At 36.0% G+C, this 20,756-nt stretch carries 19 protein-coding genes; 8 read left to right on the top strand and 11 right to left on the bottom strand.

Annotated features, from left to right (window positions below; genetic code table 11):
- Window positions 1-14 precede the first annotated feature (14 nt).
- The 3 genes from YQ22_RS15260 to ettA all read left to right on the top strand — a co-directional run bounded on the left by YQ22_RS15260 (window position 15) and on the right by ettA (window position 2,999).
- Window positions 15-986, top strand: coding sequence for a Gfo/Idh/MocA family protein (locus YQ22_RS15260; protein WP_071341877.1), 972 nt, complete (start codon window positions 15-17; stop codon window positions 984-986).
- 76 nt (window positions 987-1,062) lie between these two features.
- Window positions 1,063-1,239, top strand: coding sequence for a CAL67264 family membrane protein (locus YQ22_RS19220; protein ID WP_091605214.1), 177 nt, complete (start codon window positions 1,063-1,065; stop codon window positions 1,237-1,239).
- Window positions 1,240-1,307: 68 nt separating this feature from the next.
- Window positions 1,308-2,999 carry an energy-dependent translational throttle protein EttA gene (gene ettA / locus YQ22_RS15265; RefSeq protein WP_071341878.1) on the top strand — a complete coding sequence of 564 codons (1,692 nt, stop codon included), beginning with the start codon at window positions 1,308-1,310 and terminating at the stop codon, window positions 2,997-2,999.
- A gap of 66 nt (window positions 3,000-3,065) precedes the next feature.
- Here the strand turns inward: ettA and YQ22_RS15270 are convergent, their stop codons facing one another.
- Window positions 3,066-3,875, bottom strand: coding sequence for an MBL fold metallo-hydrolase (locus YQ22_RS15270; protein WP_071341879.1), 810 nt, complete (start codon window positions 3,873-3,875; stop codon window positions 3,066-3,068).
- Entirely contained in the window at window positions 3,862-4,260 is a 399-nt protein-coding gene (locus YQ22_RS15275; protein WP_232231216.1) for a GNAT family N-acetyltransferase, read from the bottom strand. Before YQ22_RS15275 ends, YQ22_RS15270 begins: the two co-directional genes overlap by 14 nt.
- Before the next feature lie 238 nt (window positions 4,261-4,498).
- Here YQ22_RS15275 and YQ22_RS15280 point away from each other — a divergent pair, with 238 nt between their 5' ends.
- Window positions 4,499-5,386 carry a hypothetical protein gene (locus tag YQ22_RS15280; RefSeq protein WP_058103210.1) on the top strand — a complete coding sequence of 296 codons (888 nt, stop codon included), beginning with the start codon at window positions 4,499-4,501 and terminating at the stop codon, window positions 5,384-5,386.
- 70 nt (window positions 5,387-5,456) lie between these two features.
- On the opposite strand, the gene fumC is transcribed toward YQ22_RS15280, so the two are convergent.
- On the bottom strand, window positions 5,457-6,857 hold the full coding sequence (fumC, locus tag YQ22_RS15285; RefSeq protein WP_058103209.1) for a class II fumarate hydratase: 1,401 nt from the start codon (window positions 6,855-6,857) through the stop codon (window positions 5,457-5,459).
- A 172-nt stretch (window positions 6,858-7,029) separates the two neighbouring features.
- Between fumC and YQ22_RS19225 the strand changes: the two genes are divergently transcribed.
- The gene (locus YQ22_RS19225; protein ID WP_091609002.1) at window positions 7,030-7,203 is read left to right on the top strand and encodes a hypothetical protein; all 174 of its coding nucleotides are present in this window, start codon (window positions 7,030-7,032) and stop codon (window positions 7,201-7,203) included.
- A 67-nt stretch (window positions 7,204-7,270) separates the two neighbouring features.
- Here YQ22_RS19225 and YQ22_RS15295 read toward each other — a convergent pair whose 3' ends face one another.
- From YQ22_RS15295 to YQ22_RS15325, 7 genes are all read right to left on the bottom strand, one after another.
- Complete coding sequence (locus tag YQ22_RS15295) at window positions 7,271-9,763, bottom strand: TonB-dependent receptor domain-containing protein (protein ID WP_071341880.1); 2,493 nt, start codon at window positions 9,761-9,763, stop codon at window positions 7,271-7,273.
- 4 nt (window positions 9,764-9,767) lie between these two features.
- Window positions 9,768-10,283 carry a hypothetical protein gene (locus tag YQ22_RS15300; RefSeq protein WP_232231217.1) on the bottom strand — a complete coding sequence of 172 codons (516 nt, stop codon included), beginning with the start codon at window positions 10,281-10,283 and terminating at the stop codon, window positions 9,768-9,770.
- Between the two features lie 87 nt (window positions 10,284-10,370).
- Window positions 10,371-10,715 (bottom strand): arsenate reductase (glutaredoxin), encoded by a 345-nt coding sequence (arsC, locus tag YQ22_RS15305; RefSeq protein ID WP_058103205.1) that lies wholly within the window; start codon window positions 10,713-10,715, stop codon window positions 10,371-10,373.
- 61 nt (window positions 10,716-10,776) lie between these two features.
- Window positions 10,777-11,878, bottom strand: a protein-coding gene (prfB, locus tag YQ22_RS15310) for a peptide chain release factor 2 (RefSeq protein WP_232231219.1) whose coding sequence is annotated in 2 segments (ribosomal slippage) — window positions 10,777-11,811 and window positions 11,813-11,878 — 1,101 coding nt in all. Because the reading frame shifts where the segments join, the coding sequence is not laid out codon by codon here.
- Between the two features lie 65 nt (window positions 11,879-11,943).
- Window positions 11,944-12,795, bottom strand: a complete 852-nt coding sequence (locus YQ22_RS15315) for a transglutaminase-like domain-containing protein (RefSeq protein ID WP_071341881.1) — start codon at window positions 12,793-12,795, stop codon at window positions 11,944-11,946.
- Between the two features lie 30 nt (window positions 12,796-12,825).
- On the bottom strand, window positions 12,826-13,773 hold the full coding sequence (locus tag YQ22_RS15320) for an alpha-E domain-containing protein (protein WP_058103203.1): 948 nt from the start codon (window positions 13,771-13,773) through the stop codon (window positions 12,826-12,828).
- A gap of 9 nt (window positions 13,774-13,782) precedes the next feature.
- Window positions 13,783-15,246 (bottom strand): circularly permuted type 2 ATP-grasp protein, encoded by a 1,464-nt coding sequence (locus tag YQ22_RS15325; RefSeq protein ID WP_058103202.1) that lies wholly within the window; start codon window positions 15,244-15,246, stop codon window positions 13,783-13,785.
- Between the two features lie 194 nt (window positions 15,247-15,440).
- On the opposite strand from YQ22_RS15325, the gene YQ22_RS15330 reads away from it, so the two are divergent.
- Window positions 15,441-17,846: a zinc-dependent metalloprotease gene (locus YQ22_RS15330; protein WP_071341882.1), complete on the top strand. Its 2,406-nt coding sequence runs from the start codon at window positions 15,441-15,443 to the stop codon at window positions 17,844-17,846.
- A 21-nt stretch (window positions 17,847-17,867) separates the two neighbouring features.
- On the top strand, window positions 17,868-18,890 hold the full coding sequence (locus YQ22_RS15335; RefSeq protein WP_071341883.1) for a threonine aldolase family protein: 1,023 nt from the start codon (window positions 17,868-17,870) through the stop codon (window positions 18,888-18,890).
- A 4-nt stretch (window positions 18,891-18,894) separates the two neighbouring features.
- Here YQ22_RS15335 and YQ22_RS15340 read toward each other — a convergent pair whose 3' ends face one another.
- Complete coding sequence (locus YQ22_RS15340) at window positions 18,895-19,197, bottom strand: YegP family protein (protein ID WP_071341884.1); 303 nt, start codon at window positions 19,195-19,197, stop codon at window positions 18,895-18,897.
- A 187-nt stretch (window positions 19,198-19,384) separates the two neighbouring features.
- Between YQ22_RS15340 and YQ22_RS15345 the strand changes: the two genes are divergently transcribed.
- Complete coding sequence (locus tag YQ22_RS15345; RefSeq protein ID WP_071341885.1) at window positions 19,385-20,485, top strand: OmpA family protein; 1,101 nt, start codon at window positions 19,385-19,387, stop codon at window positions 20,483-20,485.
- Window positions 20,486-20,756: the final 271 nt, after the last annotated feature.

Here is a 20,756-nt window from a genome sequence, read left to right on the forward strand (position 1 = left end):
CAAAAATAAAAAGTATGATAAAGTGGGGTATTGTAGGGGCAGGTAACATAGCACATAGTTTTTCTAAAGATTTAGCTTTGGTAGATGGCGGTCAATTGGTTTCGGTAGCATCTAGAAGCTTGGAGAAGGCACAGACATTTGCCAAAGAGTATGGAGCTCCCAATGCTTTTGGTAGTTATGAAGAGTTGTTTCATAGTAATACGGTAGATATTATTTATTTGGCAACACCGCACACTTCACATGCAGATTTGAGCATTGCCGCCATGAAAGCCGGTAACGCTGTACTTTGTGAAAAACCATTGGGCGTCAATGCTTCGGAAGTTCAGGCAATGGTAGCTGCTGCTAAAGAGAATAATGTTTTTCTTATGGAAGCATTATGGTCACGTTTTAATCCGACCATTAAAAAAGTAAAGGAACTTTTAGATAATGGGACTATAGGAGATATAGGTTATTTACATTCGGATTTTGCGTTTTATGCTCTGGATAGGGATGAAAACGGTAGGCTATTAAATCCTGCTCTTGCAGGAGGTTCTCTATTAGATATAGGGATCTATCCTATATTTTTAGCTTATTTACTGTTGGGGATGCCAAAGGATATTAAGGCAACCGCCAATTTTTATAAAACTGGGGTAGAGGTGCAATGTAGTATGATTCTTAATTATGACAACGCACAAGCCATTTTGTATAGCGGACTCAACTCTAACTCTGAAAAGAAATCTGAAATAGCAGGAAGTAAAGGAACAATTTTTATTCATCCAAGATGGCATGAAACTACTGGATTTACGTTGGAAAAAGATGGGGAAGTAGTAAGTAATGAACTAGGTAAGAGGGGTAAAGGCTATGTTCATGAGATAGAAGAAGTGCATGATTGTTTAAATTCTGGTAAGAAAGAAAGTGCACTTTGGAGTCATCAAAACAGTTTGGATCTTATAACAATTATAGATACGGTTCGTGAAAAAACAGGAATTGTGTTTCCGTTTGAATAATAGCAGGGGTAATATTGGATAAATGTCTTAAAATTTACGATATTTGATGTTCGCTTAAATTTTAATTGATTCAAAAATGAACAAGAATACTGTGCTCACTTGGGCTACTTTTATTATGATCTTCGTAGGGCTTGCGCTAATTGCATTAGGAGCCTTTCGATACGATGATGTCGCTGGTTGGGGTTTTGCATCTGTGGGTATAGGGTTTTTTGCCATTGCTTGGGTGTTCAATGCCCTTAAAGGTAGAGTATAATCAATGTTTTTAACTAGTAGGGATTTCTTCTACTGGATGATAATTTTTTCACTAAACACTATAATTTTATGTCAGACGATAAGAAGGTAATCTTCTCCATGTCAGGAGTTACGAAAACCTATAAGAATGCTAACACCCCAGTTTTAAAGAACATATACCTAAGTTTTTTCTACGGTGCCAAAATCGGTATTTTAGGTCTAAACGGTTCTGGTAAATCTACTTTGTTAAAAATAATAGCAGGTGTAGATAAAAATTTTCAAGGTGATGTAGTCTTTTCTCCAGGATATAAAGTTGGTTACTTGGAACAAGAGCCAGAATTGGATGAAAATAAAACCGTTTTGGAAATTGTAAAAGAGGGCGTTGCCGAAACGGTAGCCATTCTTGATGAATACAATAAGATAAACGATATGTTCGGTCTGCCGGAAGTGTATGAAGATGCGGACAAAATGCAGAAGTTGATGGATCAGCAGGCTGTATTGCAAGATAAGATAGATGCAGCCAATGCTTGGGAACTAGATACCAAATTGGAAATTGCTATGGATGCTTTACGTACCCCAGATCCTGAAAAGAAAATTTCCGTGCTTTCGGGTGGTGAGAGAAGAAGGGTTGCCTTATGTAGGTTGTTGCTACAAGAGCCGGAAATCTTATTATTAGATGAGCCTACCAACCACTTAGATGCAGAATCTGTACATTGGTTAGAGCATCATTTGGCATCTTATAAGGGAACTGTAATTGCCGTAACGCACGATAGATATTTCTTGGATAATGTTGCCGGTTGGATTCTTGAATTGGATAGAGGTGAAGGTATACCTTGGAAAGGGAACTACTCTTCTTGGTTAGATCAAAAGTCAAAACGAATGGCACAAGAAAGTAAAACAGCTTCTAAAAGACAGAAAACATTGGAGCGAGAGCTGGAATGGGTTCGTCAAGGAGCAAAGGGTAGACAGACCAAACAGAAAGCACGTTTAAAGAACTACGATAAGTTGATGAGTCAAGATCAAAAACAACTTGATGAAAAACTGGAAATCTATATTCCTAACGGACCACGTTTGGGTACCAATGTTATTGAAGCTAAAGGTGTAAGTAAGGCATACGAGGATAAGTTGCTTTACGAAGACCTTAATTTTAAATTGCCACAAGCGGGTATTGTTGGTATTATTGGACCAAACGGTGCTGGTAAGACCACTATTTTTAGAATGATCATGGGTGAGGAGACACCGGATAAAGGTGAATTTGAAACCGGTGAAACTGCTAAAGTAGCCTATGTAGATCAGAGTCATTCCAATATAGATCCTGAAAAAACCATTTGGCAAAACTTCAGTGATGAGCAAGAGTTGGTGATGATGGGTGGTAAGCAGGTCAATTCTAGGGCTTACTTAAGTAGATTCAACTTCTCGGGTAGTGAACAGAATAAAAAAGTGAGTATGTTGTCCGGCGGTGAGCGTAACCGTTTACATTTGGCAATGACCTTGAAAGAGGAAGGTAACGTGCTTTTATTGGATGAGCCTACCAATGACTTGGATGTAAATACATTACGTGCTTTAGAAGAAGGTTTGGAGAATTTTGCAGGTTGTGCCGTAGTCATCTCGCACGATAGATGGTTCTTAGATCGTATCTGTACACACATATTGGCTTTTGAAGGCGATTCTCAAGTGTATTTCTTTGAAGGTTCGTTCTCCGATTATGAAGAAAACAAGAAGAAGAGGTTAGGCGGAGATCTTATGCCGAAACGAATTAAGTATAAAAAACTAATCAGATAAAATTTTGGTTATAAAGAAAAAGCCCGCAATTGCGGGCTTTTTAATTTTATACTAACAACTAAAGTATTAATATTTGTCATTAGGGTACCAGTCTAATTGTACCACTTCAATATCTTGGTTGCCTGCATCTACCAATTGTTTGAACTTGGTAACATCGCTAACATCTGGATTGCCCCTGTAATGATAAGGATAAACTTGTTTTGGTTTAAAATCTAACACTGCTTCGGCAGCACTTTCAACGGTCATGGTATAAGGTAAATTCATACTAACAAAAGCTTTGTCTATATTCTTTAAAGAACGCATTTCTGGGATATCCTCTGTATCTCCGGAAAAATAAATACGTTGATCGCCAATAGTTAAAACATAGCCGTTGCCACGACCTTTATTGTGAAATTTAAGCGCTTCACTTCTTAAATTATACATGGGTATGGCTTCAATGGTAATACCGTTTAATTCTTTACTGCTCCCGTTGTCCAAAATTACAAGCTGTTCTGCATATTCTTCGGGCAATTCTTCTGCAACGGCTTGCGGTACTACAAAGGTAGCATTGGTTGTTTCTAATTCTTTTAAGGTCTCTATATTTAAATGATCACCATGTATATCGGTAATTAAAATTAATGTAGCATTCTTTTGTCCTTCAAAAGCTGCGGCACCACCTGTGGGGTCAATATAGATTACTTCATTGTTCCATTCTAAAACTGCCGTTGCGTGTTCTATGGGTGTTATGTTGATTTCGGTGTTTTTAGCCTCATTTTTCATTGAAGTCGACATTTCCGCTTCCGCTTCTGTGACTTCGGAATCTGATTTCTTTACTTCTTTACATGAGAAAGAAATGGCTCCTATACATAATAATAAAAAGAGTTTATTGATGTTCATTGTTATATTGTTTTAGTTTTAATTCCATTTTAATGTCAGACCTAAGGTAGTCTAAATTATCTTCCAACGGCGTTTCTGTAAATCCGTATTTTATATAAATATGCAAGGCGGCGTCAAGCTTGGTGCTTGAATATAGTTCAAGTGTATTCCAGTTTTTATTCTTTGCGAAATCAATGGCATGTAATAATAATTTTTGACCAATTTGTAAGCCGTGATAAGATTTGCTAACTGCCATTTTTCCTAATTCATATCTTTCCTTGTTTTTTCTTATTAATGCAAAACACCCCACAGGTTCATTATGCCAGAGCCCAATAAAAATAAAGCCACCTTTGTCAATGATAGCGGCTTGGCTGTTTTCTAATAGTTCTCTGTCTTTTTTCTTCAACCCTAAAATATTCGGTAATCCACTCTATATTCAAGTCTTTAAAGATTTGAGTATATTTAGTCTCAAATGGCACAATGGTAAGCATGGTCTATGTATTGGTCTAAAGGTTACTTCTAAATTATACTATATTTTATGGTATTTACCACGTAATATAATTTAATTTTATGCTAAAGAATCTAAAATTTGAATTAACACGTATATAAACTGAACAAACAGACACTTTATTAAATTTAAAATTATGACTGAAACAAAAAACAACAATGGTTTAAAAGTTTTGACCGCTCTTTTAGGTGTTGTGCTTTTAGCAACTATCATTTATACAGTAAGTCTTTATCAAGATAAAAAGAAGACAGAGGTTGTTCTTTCTAAAGAGAAAGAATTGGTGGTTGAAGATTTAAATAGCTTAAAATCAGAATATGATAAAGCTATTTTGGAAAGTAATGCTACTAACGAAGAATTGGTTAGCGCAAGAGATAATATTGCTAAATACATAGACTCGGTAAAAACTATGAAAGCGGATATTAGTTCTTTATCTAGATACAGAAGACAAGTTAGTGTTCTTAAAGCGGAGAGAGAGCAGTTGTTAAAGCAAGTTGATTCTTTAACTCGTTCTAATAGTATGATCGCTATGCAGCGTGATAGTACTTATGTTGAGTTGGAAAAACAAACAGTTTTCAACGATTCTTTAGTAGTGCAAAACACAAATTTGGCTCAAGTAGTTGAAAAAGGGTCTGCATTGAATTTATCTAAATTTAATGTTGATGCAGTTAAGGAGCGTAACAGTGGAAAATTAGTTTCTACTCAACGTGCCAGAGCTACTGACAAGTTTAAAATTTGTTTTACCGTAGCGGATAACGTAATTGCTCAAGCTGGTGATAGAGAGTTCTTCTTAGAAGTTTTAGATCCACAAGGTAATGTTCTTGGAGGTGGTAACTCAATGACCAACGATAACGGAGCATCAATTACTTATAGTAAGCAAACAGGATTTTACTATGAAAACAAATCTTTAGATGTATGTGATTACATTAGTAAGCCAGCTGGTGATTTTAAAGATGGAAATTACATGGTAAATGTATATGACGATCAGTTGAAATTATTAGGAACTTCTAAGTTCATGTTGAAGTAATTTTTCCTATAATTATATAATACAAAAGGCGACCAATTTGGTCGCCTTTTTTTGTTTATTGGTTTAGTTTTTAGTCTTTTAAACTACCCACCATATTTTCAGGTTTTACCCATTCGTCATAATCTTCAGCAGAAACGTAACCTAAATTAACAGCTTCTTCTTTTAATGTAGTGCCGTTCTTATGTGCGGTGTTTGCAATCTCTGCAGCTTTGTAATACCCAATTTTGGTATTTAAGGCAGTGACCAACATTAAAGAGTTATTCAACAATTCTTTGATTACACCGTGATTTGGCTCAATACCGGCAGCACAATGCTCTTCAAAACTTACACAGGCGTCGCCAATTAGTTGTGCAGACTGTAGAATGTTTGCTGCCATCATTGGTTTAAAGACATTCAATTCATAATGTCCCTGAGTACCACCAACGCTTACAGCAACATCATTACCCATAACTTGTGCGCAAACCATTGTCATTGCTTCACATTGAGTAGGGTTCACTTTACCTGGCATTATTGAACTACCTGGTTCATTGGCAGGAATAATAATTTCACCAATACCAGAACGAGGTCCAGATGCCATCATTCTAATATCATTTGCTATTTTGTTCAATGACACTGCCAACTGTTTTAAAGCTCCGTGGCTTTCAACAATGGCATCATGTGCAGCTAGCGCCTCAAACTTATTTTCAGCGGTTATAAAAGGCAATCCTGTGAAGTCTGCAATATATTTTGCTACAAGCACATCATAGCCTTCCGGTGTGTTTAAGCCAGTTCCAACAGCAGTACCACCAAGTGCCAATTCACTTAAATGTGCTAAGGTGTTGTTCAATGCTTTTAAACCATGGTCCAATTGAGAAACATAACCGGAAAATTCTTGACCTAAGGTTAGGGGAGTGGCATCCATTAAATGGGTGCGACCTATTTTAACCACATCTTTAAATTCTTTTGATTTTTTATGTAATGTATCTCTTAACTGAGTTACACCAGGAATGGTCACTTCTACAATCTTTTTGTAAGCGGCAATATGCATACCGGTAGGGAAAGTATCGTTAGAAGATTGAGATTTGTTGACATCGTCATTGGGTTGAATGGTTTTTTCTCCCTCACCAATTACTTTACCGGCAATTTCATGGGCTCTATTGGCAACTACTTCATTAACGTTCATATTACTTTGCGTACCAGAACCAGTTTGCCAAATAACCAATGGAAATTGGTCATCGTGCTTTCCTTCTAAAATTTCATCGCATACCTGGGCGATCAAATCTCTTTTTTCGGCAGCTAAGACACCAAGCTCACAATTGGCATATGCGGCGGATTTTTTTAAATAAGCAAATCCGTATACTATGTCCAACGGCATAGATGCCGATGGTCCTATTTTAAAATTATTACGCGAGCGTTCTGTTTGTGCACCCCAGTATTTGTCTTTGGGTACTTCAACATTGCCCATGGTATCTTTTTCGATTCTGAACTCCATAATCTTATATTTTATATGAATCTTAAATAAACTTTTATATACAGCATCAAAAATAAGGTTTACATTTATTTTTCTTACGACAAGATTAAAGGGAAATGTGAAATTAATTTTGCAGAACGTTTGCAAAAAATAATTGGTTTATGGTATCTTTGTCATATATAAGCAAGAAGATATGTTTGATTTTGACCAATATTTAGGATTTTTAGCTTTTTTGACCATCTTGACAATAGGTTTTTGGCTAATGATGTTTTTGTTATTATTTGTTGTGCCTTACTGGTTAGGTGGTAACATTATAGAGTTATTGAAAGAAAGACGCGACAAGAAAAAAGCTGCGCGAGAAGCATAAAAGATATTATTAAATAAAAAAGGAAGCCAATTGGCTTCCTTTTTTTATACCATTTATGGGTAACTGCTTACCCTTCAATTTCTTCGTCACCTTCATCATTATTATTTCCTCTGCCATTTTTATTTCTTTCTTTTGGTTGATTAAAGCGGTATACAAAGCCCATGGTTATCTGGCGTTGTCTCCATTGGAACTCACTGTCAGACGTAAAGAATTCCGTTTCTGTATAAGAAGTTCTTTTTCTGGAATTTAATAGATCGCTAACGTTCAGGGAAATTGTTCCATTGTCTTTTAAAATATCTTTACTGAATGCTAAATTTAAAGAGAATATACCTCCATTTTCCGTTTGGGCGGTTGATGATGGGCCTCTATAAAACGCATTGGTCTGCCAGTCAATTTTTGCAGGTAAAGATACTTTAGAGCTAAATCTGGCAAACCAGCTGGTATTTGTGGTACCATAATCTATACCGTTGAACGCGCCATCTGTCTTAAATTGAAAGAAGTTGAAACTGGAATTTAAACGTAACCATTTTGCAGGACTATATAGCATACCGGCTTCAACACCTATTCTATCATTTGTAGATAGGTTAATAGGAATTGATCTAATTATTTCAATTCCATCTGTGGTGGTTTCACCAGTTTCTTCTTGTATACGTTCAAATGAATCTGTTTCTCGTTGGTAATACACAGATGAGGTAAGGGTTAGCTTATCCCATCTCTTTAAGTAACCAACATCAAAAGCATTGGAGAACGCAGGATCAAGATCCGGGTTTCCTTGAAAAATATTTGTCCTACTAGATCTTGAAGGAAAAGGGTTTACGTACCTTCCTCTTGGTCTATTAATCCTTCTATTATAACCTAATGAAATGTTTTCATTTTCACCCAGTTCGTAAATGACGTTCACAGTTGGAAAAAGGCCTAAATAGTTTTTATCGAAATTTGCATCAACATCTACTCCTAATTGTTCCTCTAACTCAGAAGAGTCATATAAAGAGGTCAATTCTCCTTTTAACTGGGTGTTCTCTAAACGTAATCCTAAAAGAAAAGAAAATTTACCGTATTTGTTACCATATTGGGTATATACGGCATTTACATTTTCAGTATAGGCAAATAAGTTGGTCAGGTCTTGGTTGATATCGAACAGACCGTTGGTTTGGTTTAAAGAGTCTAATCTATAATCCGTTTCTGTTTTTTCAAAAGTTCCTCTATACCCAGCTTCAAATTGTGCATCGCCCATAGGTAATACATAATCTGCTTGTACTAAATATTCATTTTGGGTTTCTTTTTCAAAGACATTTTCCAAGACTATTAAATCATCATTAGGCAACGTATTGTTTTCTTGTATGATATTGGTCTTATCTTCTACGCCGTTAGAGTATTGAGCGTCTACCGTTAGTTTTTGTCCATCATCATCAAGATTATTAATATAATTCAAAGAAAATTGATAGTTCTCATCATCTTCACCTTCATCTTCAGTTCTAAAGGTTTCACTATCTAGTGGGCTATTAATAAACCTTTGGTTGGTATTTTCAGTTTCATCTTCACTTTTAGAGGTTCTATAAAATACACTTCCTGTAATTGAAGATTCCTCTGTAATAAAATACTCAAGTCCCAAATTAGTGTTGAATCCTTTTCTAAGTCTAAAATAGTCCCTGTCCTCTATAATCCTATCATAAGATCCAGAAGTATAGGTGTTATCATAAAATGCATTTCCTGGGGCATCTCTATAGTTATACCCTGTTGTGTTGAACAAATTAAATTTGTCCGTACGTAAATTGGCATTAACGGATATACCACTATTTACTGGGTAACCGATCGTAGTGTTTACAGAACCGTTAAAGCCCAGTGTTTTTTCCTTTTTAAGAACAATGTTCAAAATACCTGCGGTACCTTCTGCGTCATATCTTGCAGACGGACTAGTAATCACCTCAACCTTTTCAATGGCATCTGCAGGAAGTTGTGTAAGAGCATCTGTAGATCCAAAGCCCGCTAATGCTGACGGTTTGCCATTAATAAGAATTCTAACATTCTCATTACCCCTTAAACTTATGGCACCTTCAACATCTACATCAACAGAGGGTACATTATTCAAGGCGTCGGTAATAGTTGCGCCACTATTGGTTAAATCCTTACCAATATTATAGATCTTTTTGTCTAAACGTACCTCTACGGTAGTTTTTTCGCCAACGACTTCAACGGCTTCTAGTTGAGCTACATCTAAAGCAAGTTTAACCGTACCCAAGTCTGTGGATTCTGTCAATGTTTGATTTGGTAATTTGTAAGTTTTGTATGAAATGTATTCTATGGAAATATTGTACTTGCCTGGTGTGGTTTCAACCTGAAAGTTACCATCAATATCTGTAATGCCACCTGTAATTTTATCAGGGTTGTTTACACTTTGTAGTACTAGTGTAGCATATTCTAAAGGAAGATTATCGTCTTTGTCTACGACTTTACCGCTAATGATAATTGGACCTCTTTCCCGTTCTCCTCCGGGTCTTTGACTGTATATATAATTAAATGATAATGTTAAGAGTAGGAGTAAAGGGTAAAGTTGTCTCATTAAGTCAGTTTTTTGATTTCTTTCGTTTTTCTTTTTTCTTCTTTTTATTCTTCTTCAAAGTTTTTGAAACACCATCTTTTTGTAATGCAACAAAAGCTTCATACTTTTCTAATGGCAGACCGGCTTTTAATTCCTCATCTTGCCTTTTAGTTATGTTTTCATATACTTCGGCCATTTTTTCTGGCGGAAGTTTTAATATTTGAGCCTCTATACGCTCTTGTACATATTTTTTAAGTACAGAGCTTAATACGGCCTGTTCAAATTCATTTAGTTCCAATGCCTCTGTAATTCTGGGCATTTCACCATCTACCAGTTCTTCGGCAGTTTTTGGTTTGGGCTCTTCGGCCGGAGTTTGTGCTTGGGGAATAGAACTTCTTTGACTTCCATAACCATAACCTCCTCTAGATCCATAACCGTATTGCGACCCATAACCATATTGTGCGTAAATTGCTGTAGTGCCAAATAAGGCAACCAACAATGTCATTACATTTAGTCCACTATGCTTTAATACTTTTTTCATGTCTTTAGATTATAAAGTTATACTATGGTTTAACCGAAAATGGTTAATTGTTTGTTAAGATAATATACTTAACAATTATAATAAATTCTATTTCAACAAAGAGTTAATGTTTGAAGCCGGTCTACCAATAACCGCGCTATTTCCATTAATTACAATTGGTCTTTCTATTAATTTTGGATGCGTGATCATGGCATCGATCAACTCTTCATCGTTTAGTGATAAATGTTTGAATTTCTCTTTCCAAACGGCTTCTGACTTACGTATTAAGTTAATTGGTTTAATGTCCAAACAACTAATAATATTTCTAAGTTCATCTTTTGTTGGTATATCTTCTAGATATTTTACCACTTCAAATTTCTTGCCAGACTCTTCTACAACTTTTAAACCTTCTCTAGATTTGCTGCATCTAGAATTGTGATATATTTTAATCATATTACTTTTAACTTTTTGTTAAAACCCTATCTATTAAATATAATAAATAGGGATTAAAAATTTATTCTTCTTCTTTTTGTCCCATCATCATTAGAAAGGCTTTCAAAAACTGGTCAATGTCACCATCCATGACATTGTCTACATTACCCGTTTCTTCTCCGGTTCTTACATCCTTAACCAATTTGTACGGATGCATTACGTAGTTTCTAATTTGAGAGCCCCATTCAATTTTCATTTTAGAGGATTCAATCTCTTGGCGAGCCTCCATTTTTTTACGTAGCTCAATTTCATAAAGTTGAGATTTCAGCATTTTCATCGCCGTAGCCCTATTATCATGCTGGCTTCTACTGTCTGAACAAGATATTTGAATTCCTGTAGGGTGGTGGGTCAATTGGACTTTAGTTTCAACCTTGTTTACATTTTGCCCGCCAGCACCACTGGATCTTGCAGTGGTTATCGTAATATCTGCAGGATTGACATCTACTTCTATACTGTCATCTACTAACGGATATACATATACGGAAACAAATGAGGTATGTCTTTTGGCATTACTATCAAAAGGTGATATACGTACAAGACGATGAACTCCATTTTCTCCTTTTAACCAACCAAAAGCAAATTCACCGTCAATTTCTAAGGTTACGGTTTTAATGCCGGCAACATCACCATCTTGGTAATTGAGTTCTTTGATTTTGTAACCGTTCTTTTCGGCCCACATCATATACATACGCATGAGCATAGCAGCCCAGTCGCAACTTTCGGTACCACCTGCGCCTGCCGTAATCTGCAGTACCGCTGGTAATTCATCACCCTCTTCTGAGAGCATATTCTTGAACTCCATTTTTTCAATGGTGTTCACTGCTTTCTCATATTGCTTTTCAACTTCGGCTTCAGAGACTTCGCCTTCTTGCTGAAACTCAATCAATACTTCTAAATCTGCAACCAATAGCTGGGCGGCATCATAATCATCTACCCATTGTTTTTTAGACTGAATGAATTTCATATGTGCCTGTGCCTCTTGCGGATTGTCCCAAAAGTCAGGAGCCAAGGTTTTTTCTTGCTCGTTTTCTATTTCAATTAATTTGGCATCAATGTCAAAGATACCTCCTTAACGCACCAAGGCGATCTATAAGACCTTTGTAGTGGTCTGTACTTATGTTCATACAATTCTAATTTTGAGTAAAAATAATACTCTTTTGAGTAATGTTTAAAGATATTTTTAGATTAACTATTGCTGGCTTTGCAATGTGACCGAGTGTGTGGTCTTATTTGTACCCAAAGAATAAATAATACCTTTTAATGGAGCACAATCATTATAATCTTTACCGTGGCAGACTTTTATGTGGTTCATATCCGCTAAAATATTATTGGTAGGGTCAAAACCTTTCCAGCCTATTCCTGGTATATAGCATTCTACCCAGGCATGCATTTGTGAATCTCCTTTAAAACCATGGGTTTGGTCTAGGTATCCGGAGACGTACCTTGTTGGTATGCCATTAATTCTTGCCAAGGCACAGAAAAGATGTGCAAAATCTTGGCAAACGCCTTTTTTATTAATTACAACGTCATTTAACATTGTACTTACATCTGTTACTCCTGTTGAAAATTCAATGAAATTATATACCCAATGATTTAGGTTTTCTAGATTTTTAAATATGGAAATAGCTGAATCAAAGGTGTATAGTTGCTCTTGTGCAAAACTTAGGTTTGTAAATGTAGTCGCTTTTAAAAAGCGTTCGTAATTAATTCTAAAATCAAGTTTTTGTAACTCGGCATGTGCTGCTGAAACGTTAGGGTTGATGTTAAAATCAAAAGGGTCAATATCTTCTTTGATCAGTTTGAATTTTGCTTCAAAAGTTACCTTCTTGAATTTTTTCTTCGGATGTATTCTTAGGGTTTTAAAGCCATAACCGTTAATGGAATTTTCGGTAATGGCAAATAATGAATTGTTGAATTCTATGTCTATATTATATTGGCTATCGTTCTCTACCGGTATAATTAGAAACTGCCAATATGCATTATGTACCCAATCGTCATAAATATTTTTAGCCCTATATGTAATCTCAATATCTCTTGGCATAAGAGCGCAAAGATACCTTATTTAAATGGGCTAATAATTAAAAAATTCCTCATCTACCTTGTCACTGATATCAACAAGACTTTCTAAAATATTTTCAATGAAAGATTTTATGTCTTGATCTATTTCCTCAATATATTTAAATTCATATTCAGATCTTACCCTGCCGATTAAAAAAGCCGTGGAATTTTTGTTATACCGTTTTTCGGGGTTTAAAATTTTTACATGTTGGTTTACCTGGTTCAAAGAATTCATTACCGATCTTGGGCAATTAGGGTTAAGAATTAAGAACTCTAATGTAGTTATGCTTGTAGGGGTTTTTTTGTAGAACCTACGCATCATATCATAAGATTCGGCACATTTTAATAACGTGGTCCATTCAAAACTTTTACTGAACTTTTCATTTTCACCGCCTTGAGAAAGTAATGCATCATTGTATTTAGAATTGATCATTCTAGTAATTTGTGTAGCCCTTTCAATGTTTATGCCCATTGATATTATGGCATAAGTGGCATCATGTAAAAGTGTACCGCGTATTTTTCCACGAAGTATATCTGTCATTTCAGCTACCTGTGTAGTGAAATCATGTAGACCATTTTTAACAAAAACTTCTTTAGGGTAGTTGACGACAAAATGATAGAATTTATTAATCGCTTCGTAAAGCTCGGTTGAAATTAAATCCCGTGCGCTATTTGCGTTCTCCCTTGCAAACTTAATATTGTTTATGATCGATGAGCTATAAGTGGGGTCTAGACCAATTTTGTAGAGTACATCTTCTTCTTTTAAAAATTTTTCTGAATCCTCTTCGGGATCTCCGACCATAAATAACATAGAACGTAAAACAAATTGACGATCTTGAGATTTTAGATTTGGAGCATCTAAAGAAGAGAAATAATTTACATTTAAATATCTTGCTACGTGTTCAGAACGTTCAATATAACGTCCCATCCAAAATAGATTATTGGCAACTCTTGCTAACATATAGATTTTTTATTTTTTTAATACCCAGGTGTCTTTTGATCCGCCTCCTTGAGAAGAGTTTACAATTAGATTTCCCCTCTTAAGTGCTACGCGTGTTAACCCGCCCTTGAGAACAAATTCTTTGTCTTTTCCGAGAACGGTAAACGTTCTTAAATCAACATGGCGTTGTTCAAAAGATTCGGTATCGTCTATATAGGTAGGGTGAACGGACAATGACATAATAGGTTGGGCTACATATTTTCTTGGGCTGGCCTTTACCTCTGCCTTTACCTTTTCAATTTCTTCTTTACTTAGCTTGTTTCCTATAGAAATACCGTAGCCACCGGCTTCATCAACAGGTTTAATAACTAGTTCATGAATATGTTCCAATACATATTTTAATTCATCGGGCCTGCTGCAATGATAGGTGTGTACATTGTTTAAGATAGGTTCTTCGTCAAGGTAATATTTTATAATTTCCGGCATATAGGTGTATACGGCTTTATCATCAGCTACACCAGTGCCGGGGGCATTGGCCAACGTAACATTTCCTTTTTTATATGCGGCAAATAAACCGGGTACGCCAAGAACGGAATCTGGATTAAACTCCAAAGGATCTATGAACTGGTCATCTATTCGTCTGTAAATAACATCAACCTTTTCTGGACCCTTTATGGTTTTCATGTAAACAAAATCGTTTTCTACAAATAGATCACGACCTTCTACAAGTTCCACGCCCATGGTCTTGGCTAGGTAAGAATGCTCATAAAATGCAGAGTTGTACATACCAGGTGTAATGACTACTACATTGGGTATGTCCACGCCCTTAGGTTTTACGGATTCTAGTAGTTCTAAAAGGTTTTCTGCATAATTGGTCACCGTGTGTGTCTGGTAATGATTGAATACACCAAACAACGCCTTTTTAAGTGCTGTTCTGTTGCAGATTACATAACTTACCCCAGACGGACATCTAATATTATCTTCAAGTACATAATATTTACCGTCCTTATGTTTAATGACATCTGTGCCAGAAATGTGATTATAGATTCCTCCTGGCGGATTTACACCGTTCATTTGATCTAAGTAGTTGGCTGAAGATGTAATGAGTTCTATGGGTACAACCTTATCTTTTAATATTTTTTTATCATGATAAATATCCCACAGGAATAAGTTCAAAGCCTTACTTCTTTGTATGGAGCCACGTTCAATAATATCCCAGTCTACGGGATCAATAATTCGTGGAAATAAATCAAAGGGAAAAATCTTCTCTTGCACGTTGTTTTCCCCGTATACTTGAAAAGTAATACCTTGATTAAAAAATGAAGACTTCGCTTTATTGTTTAGCGTAACGTAATCTTTAATAGAATGTTCACCATAGAGGTTGAATAACTTTTGATAAACCTCTTTTACCTTTCCTTTCTTATCATGAATTTCATCATATAAATCTGGGTTTCTTTGATAAGAAGAAAAAATTTGATTTTCAATGTTCTCCATAGAATTAGTTTTGTTAAAAGGTACATGATAAAAAGCGATTATTAGGTGTAATATTTACAATAATTGGTAGTATTTTTCCTTATTCTGTAATTATTAGGTAGCTTTTTTAACAAGTATGATATTTATAATATAGTTGGGCATTCCTGTTTTTCATTCGTTGGTTTTTCTCTACTTTTAGTGAAAACTATTAGAGAATGAGAAAGCACTATGTACTTTTGGTTGGATTACTATTGTTATCCATTACTGCAATAACCGCACAGTTTAGCGATCAAAAGAAGAATTTTGATAAATATGAGGGGTTCTATAATTTCTACTATGATGAGGCCAATGATAAAATCTTTTTGGAAGTAGATCGGTTGGATAAGGAATTTCTTTATGTATACTCTTTAAGTAGTGGAATAGGAAGTAATGACATTGGCTTGGACAGAGGCCAACTGGGAGACGAGCAAGTAGTATATTTTAAAAAGGCGGGCAATAAATTACTGTTGGTTCAGCCAAATTTAAAGTATAGGGCCATAACGGATAATGAATTGGAACGAAAATCTGTTGAACAAGCGTTTGCCAAATCTGTTCTGTTCGGCTTTCCTATTGTTGAAGATAAAAACGGTACCTATATAATAGATATCACCGATTTTTTAATGCAAGATGCACATGGCGTCTCTTCAAGACTGAAAAGAACCGAGCAGGGTTCTTATAGTCTGGATAAATCTAAAAGTGCCTTTGCCTTGGAAAGAACTAAGGCTTTTCCCAAGAATATAGAGTTTGATGTTTTAATGACTTTTAAGGGCGAGGCGAAAGGTGGTTACATTAGAAGTGTAGCTCCCAATGCGAATTTAGTGACCGTTGCTGAGCATCATTCTTTTATTGAATTGCCAGATGATAAGTATAAAAAACGAGCTTTTGATCCAAGATCAGGTTCTTCTCCATTTAACTATTATGATTATGCGACACCTGTGGAGCAAAATATTCTAAAGCAGTTTATAAGAAGGCATCGTTTAGAGAAAAAAGATTCTACTGCAGAGGTTAGTGAGGCCGTAGAGCCTATTATTTATTATTTGGATAATGGAACACCGGAACCTGTAAGATCCGCTTTATTGGAAGGTGGCCGTTGGTGGAACCAAGCTTTTGAAGATATAGGCTATAAAGAAGCCTTTCAAATAAAAATGTTGCCAGATGATGCGGATCCTTTAGATGTTCGTTACAACGTTATTCAATGGGTTCATCGTTCTACCAGAGGTTGGAGCTATGGTAGTAGTATAACAGATCCAAGAACAGGTGAAATTATGAAAGGGCATGTTAGTTTAGGAAGTCTAAGAATAAGACAAGATTATTTGATCGCCCAGGCTTTAATGAACAAACCATTTGCCGAAAGAGATGATAATTATGAGCCAATGTTAGAAATGGCCATAGCAAGAATAAGACAATTATCTGCACATGAAATTGGGCATACTTTAGGTTTTGCCCATAATTATGCCGCCAGTACTACGGGCAAGGCTTCCGTGATGGACTATCCTCATCCGCAGTTTACTTTGAACAATGGAAAAGTTGATTTTTCAAGTGCTTATGAAACAGGTATTGGAGCATGGGATAAAGTTACCGTAGCATACTCTTATCAGAACTTTCCTGAAGGGGAAGAAAAAATTGGCTTGAACAATATTTTGGATAAGGCCAAAGCAGATGGGCTACGTTATATAACGGATCAAGATGCTAGACCACAAGGTAGCGCCCATGTCTTGGCTCATTTGTGGGATAACGGCACCAGTATCAGCAAAGAATTGGACGAAATGCTGAGTATTCGTAAAGTAGCCATTAATAACTTTTCTGTAGATAATATTCAAGAAGGTACACCTTACTCTGTATTGGAAGATGTTTTTGTACCGCTATATTTCTTTCATAGGTACCAAACGGAAGGTGTGGCAAAAGTCATTGGTGGTTTAGAATATAATTATGCGGTAAAAGGTGATGGACAAGAGGTAGTTGCCGTTGCGGATAAGTCTATGCAACAAGAGGCATTAAAGAGTGTGTTGCGGACTTTGGATGCTGCAGAAATAGCTATACCAAAAGAGAAATTGAGTTTGTTTCCTCCTAGGTCATTTGGAACCCCTAGAACAAGGGAGTCTATAAAAGGTAAAACCGGTGTTTCTTTTGATGCCCTGTCGGCAGTGGAAACAGCTTCGGATATGACTTTGAAATTCTTATTGCATCCGGAAAAAGCATCAAGACTTATTCAGCAAAAAGCAATAGAAACGGATAATGTTGGTTTGGCTGATGTTTTAGATGAATTGATAGCTTCAACCATTAACAAAAAGCAGAAAGATGCATATTTGAACGAAGCGCAAACGATAATCAATTTTAGAGTATTGTATCATATCATGAATTTGGCAGGGCACACTAATGTGCATCCACAGGTAAATGCCATAGCGTCCCAAAAAATAAATGAACTGAATATGCAGTTAATGAAAGATTCTGGGGCTAATGCAATTAGTGCGGAAATGGTTAAGAGAATAAAATCATACAGAGAGCACCTGGAACAATTCAAAATGATACCTTCGCCAAAGATTCCTGATGGTTCGCCAATTGGAATGAGCTGTTTTCACTAATTAAATCGTTAGAACTTTATTATGCTTATTAATCTTATCAGTGATACGGTAACCAAGCCTACACCCGGAATGTTAGATGCTATGATGACCGCTGAGGTGGGTGATGATGTTTTTAAAGAGGATCCTACCGTAAATGCCTTAGAGGAAAAGGTGGCAAAACTTTTTGGAATGGAGTCAGCACTGTTTTTTCCTAGTGGTACCATGACCAACCAGACCGCTATAAAATTACATACGCAGCCTGGTGAGCAATTGATCTGTGACAAGTATGCCCACATTTATAATTATGAAGGTGGTGGTGTTAGTTTTAATAGTGGGGTGTCTTGCAGACTGGTAGATGGTGATAGGGGTACAATGACAGCGGAACAAGTGGCAGTGGCAATAAATCCACCGGATTTTTACCATAGCCCGTTAACCACATTGGTATCCATAGAAAATACAGCAAATAAAGGTGGGGGTACTTGTTGGAATTTTAGTGAACTGCAGGCAATTAAAAAGGTTTGTGCTAATAATGGTTTAAAGTATCATTTAGATGGAGCAAGATTATGGAACGCTTTGGTTGAAATGGAAGAGACTCCGTTGCAGTACGGAGAGCTTTTTGATACCATAAGCGTCTGTTTGAGTAAAGGGCTAGGTTGCCCTGTAGGGTCTTTGCTATTGGGTACTCAAGAACAAATGAACAAGGCGATCCGTATTCGTAAAATATTTGGTGGTGGCATGAGACAATCGGGGTTTTTGGCGGCAGCGGCTATTTATGCTTTGGACAATCATATAGAGAGATTGGCAGAAGATCATAAAAAGGCAAAGGAAATAGGAGCGGCATTAGCCGCAAAATCTTTTATAAAAAAGGTAGAGCCTATTGAAACCAATATTGTCATTTTTGAAATTGATGAGTCATTTATGACAAGCGATCAATTTGTTCATAAATTAAAAGAAAAGAATATTTTAATAATTGGTATGGGGCAGGGGAAATTGAGAATGGTTACCCATTTGGACTATACTAATGATATGCATGAAGAATTGCTTAAGCAGCTAGCGTCTTTTTAATATGTTACTCTAAACTGTTTGTAATATTCAATATACCATTTTCCATACCGGCTTCTGAAGTGTAAAGTCCGCTACTACCAACAATTTTACCTGTAGAATTTTTTAATTCAACTAAAAATCTGCCATCCGTATTAGTTCTTCTTTCAAAGAATTTTCCGTTAGATTTTTTCAGTGCCTTAATGTCTTTTATGGTGCTATCTGTTTCATTTTCACTATTAAAGGGTATGCTCTTTAATAATACTTGCCCGTTGCCAGACTTCAAAACAAATTGATATAGGCCGTCTTTATCTTTAACAATTTTAATCATATCCTTAAAGATAAATAATATTTTCTCTGCTTTTCAGTGACTTTTTAAATAATAGTGTGTCTTAATTATTGAGGCGTTAAACTCACAGGTTTTAAAATAGCATTCGACACTAGGTTAAAACCAGTTTACAGGAAACCTCAAATAAATAATTATAAATAACCAATTATTAATTTTAAACACTATCAAAATGAAAAAAGTATTATTTCTAGCAGTGGCATTTTCTGCTTCGTTTGCAATGGCACAAGACTTGCCGTCAAATCCAGAACCAGGTAAATGCTATGTACGTTGTACAACACCAGATGTGTATGTAAATGAAACGACTACGGTTACAACCAACCCTTCGTACAAAATTTTAAAAACGATTCCTGCTACATTTAAAACAATAACAGAACGTGTATTGGTGAGAGAAGAAGAAAAAGTGCTTACTGTTGTTCCTGCTAAGTGGGGAACAGAAACGGTAACCTATGTATCTAAAGGAGGTGGAAATTCTTTACAGGTGATCCCTGCTTCTTTTTCTCCCAGTACACAAACTATAGAGATCAAGCCTGCATATGCACAGTGGGAGTTGGGCGTAGCGGCACCTGATTGTGAATCTGGTAATCCAGATGATTGTAGATACTGGTGTTACAAAGGATACCCTGCACAATTTGAAACAGTTTCTACGCAGGTATTGGCTAATGATGCCTCTACAACGAGTTCTCCATTAGGTTCTAAAAATGGATCTTACACAAAAGAAGTTTTGATCTCACCTGCTACCGTGGTTGAAAAAATTATTCCTGCAGTTTATAAAGAAATTACTAAAACGGTATTGGATAAAGATGCTTACACAGTAGAAGAGATTATTCCGGCTAAAACTACAACGATTACCAAAGAGGTATTAAAGGAAAAAGGTGGTTTAACTACTTGGAAAGAAGTGGAGTGTGCTTTAGTTGAGTACCAAGCTTTACCAATTAACTGGGATTCTGGTAGTGCTACATTGACTTCTGCGGCAAAAAGTATTATCGATAATAGATTATTACCAGTATTAGCTCAAAACCCTGGTGTTAAGGTTGAATTAGCTTCTCATACAGATTCACAAGGTAGTTCAGTGTCTAACCAAGACTTATCTGAAAGAAGAGCGAAAGCAGTAGCTGATTATTTAATTACTAAAGGTGTTAATTCAAGTCTTTTAGTAGCTAACGGTTACGGTGAAACAAGATTGTTGAACAGATGTAGTGATGGCGTTTCTTGTACGGCTAGAGAGCATGCAGTGAACAGAAGAACTCAATTTAGATTGATCAACAATTAATGAAAAGGTTGTTTTTTTTGATTGAAAAGGGCTTACACTAGTAAGCCCTTTTTTATGCTTTTAACTTAGGTTATAATAGTAACCTAATTGTTTCAAAAGGTGCTAAGCTGTTTGTAAGTTAGAAGTAAGTAATTATTGTAGTTGAGGTTTGGTTGTCTCCCTAGACTTGCCAATAGCATGGTAATTATGAAGTTTAATGGTATATATCTATTTAGGGTATACATCTTTCATATTGAAATAGGTTAATTGTTTTAAATGTTATTGCTTGGAA

It is taken from the genome of Maribacter sp. 1_2014MBL_MicDiv (assembly GCF_001865655.1).
Classification (GTDB): domain Bacteria; phylum Bacteroidota; class Bacteroidia; order Flavobacteriales; family Flavobacteriaceae; genus Maribacter; species Maribacter dokdonensis.

What these genes read in the sequence shown, in the direction of transcription:
- YQ22_RS15260 (WP_071341877.1), top strand. Translation starts at nt 15, where the DNA reads ATGATAAAGTGGGGTATTGTAGGGGCAGGTAACATAGCACATAGTTTT.
- YQ22_RS19220 (WP_091605214.1), top strand. Translation starts at nt 1,063, where the DNA reads ATGAACAAGAATACTGTGCTCACTTGGGCTACTTTTATTATGATCTTC.
- ettA (WP_071341878.1), top strand. Translation starts at nt 1,308, where the DNA reads ATGTCAGACGATAAGAAGGTAATCTTCTCCATGTCAGGAGTTACGAAA.
- YQ22_RS15270 (WP_071341879.1), bottom strand. Translation starts at nt 3,875, where the DNA reads ATGAACATCAATAAACTCTTTTTATTATTATGTATAGGAGCCATTTCT.
- YQ22_RS15280 (WP_058103210.1), top strand. Translation starts at nt 4,499, where the DNA reads ATGACTGAAACAAAAAACAACAATGGTTTAAAAGTTTTGACCGCTCTT.
- fumC (WP_058103209.1), bottom strand. Translation starts at nt 6,857, where the DNA reads ATGGAGTTCAGAATCGAAAAAGATACCATGGGCAATGTTGAAGTACCC.
- YQ22_RS19225 (WP_091609002.1), top strand. Translation starts at nt 7,030, where the DNA reads ATGTTTGATTTTGACCAATATTTAGGATTTTTAGCTTTTTTGACCATC.
- YQ22_RS15295 (WP_071341880.1), bottom strand. Translation starts at nt 9,763, where the DNA reads ATGAGACAACTTTACCCTTTACTCCTACTCTTAACATTATCATTTAAT.
- YQ22_RS15300 (WP_232231217.1), bottom strand. Translation starts at nt 10,283, where the DNA reads ATGAAAAAAGTATTAAAGCATAGTGGACTAAATGTAATGACATTGTTG.
- arsC (WP_058103205.1), bottom strand. Translation starts at nt 10,715, where the DNA reads ATGATTAAAATATATCACAATTCTAGATGCAGCAAATCTAGAGAAGGT.
- YQ22_RS15315 (WP_071341881.1), bottom strand. Translation starts at nt 12,795, where the DNA reads ATGCCAAGAGATATTGAGATTACATATAGGGCTAAAAATATTTATGAC.
- YQ22_RS15320 (WP_058103203.1), bottom strand. Translation starts at nt 13,773, where the DNA reads ATGTTAGCAAGAGTTGCCAATAATCTATTTTGGATGGGACGTTATATT.
- YQ22_RS15325 (WP_058103202.1), bottom strand. Translation starts at nt 15,246, where the DNA reads ATGGAGAACATTGAAAATCAAATTTTTTCTTCTTATCAAAGAAACCCA.
- YQ22_RS15330 (WP_071341882.1), top strand. Translation starts at nt 15,441, where the DNA reads ATGAGAAAGCACTATGTACTTTTGGTTGGATTACTATTGTTATCCATT.
- YQ22_RS15335 (WP_071341883.1), top strand. Translation starts at nt 17,868, where the DNA reads ATGCTTATTAATCTTATCAGTGATACGGTAACCAAGCCTACACCCGGA.
- YQ22_RS15340 (WP_071341884.1), bottom strand. Translation starts at nt 19,197, where the DNA reads ATGATTAAAATTGTTAAAGATAAAGACGGCCTATATCAATTTGTTTTG.
- YQ22_RS15345 (WP_071341885.1), top strand. Translation starts at nt 19,385, where the DNA reads ATGAAAAAAGTATTATTTCTAGCAGTGGCATTTTCTGCTTCGTTTGCA.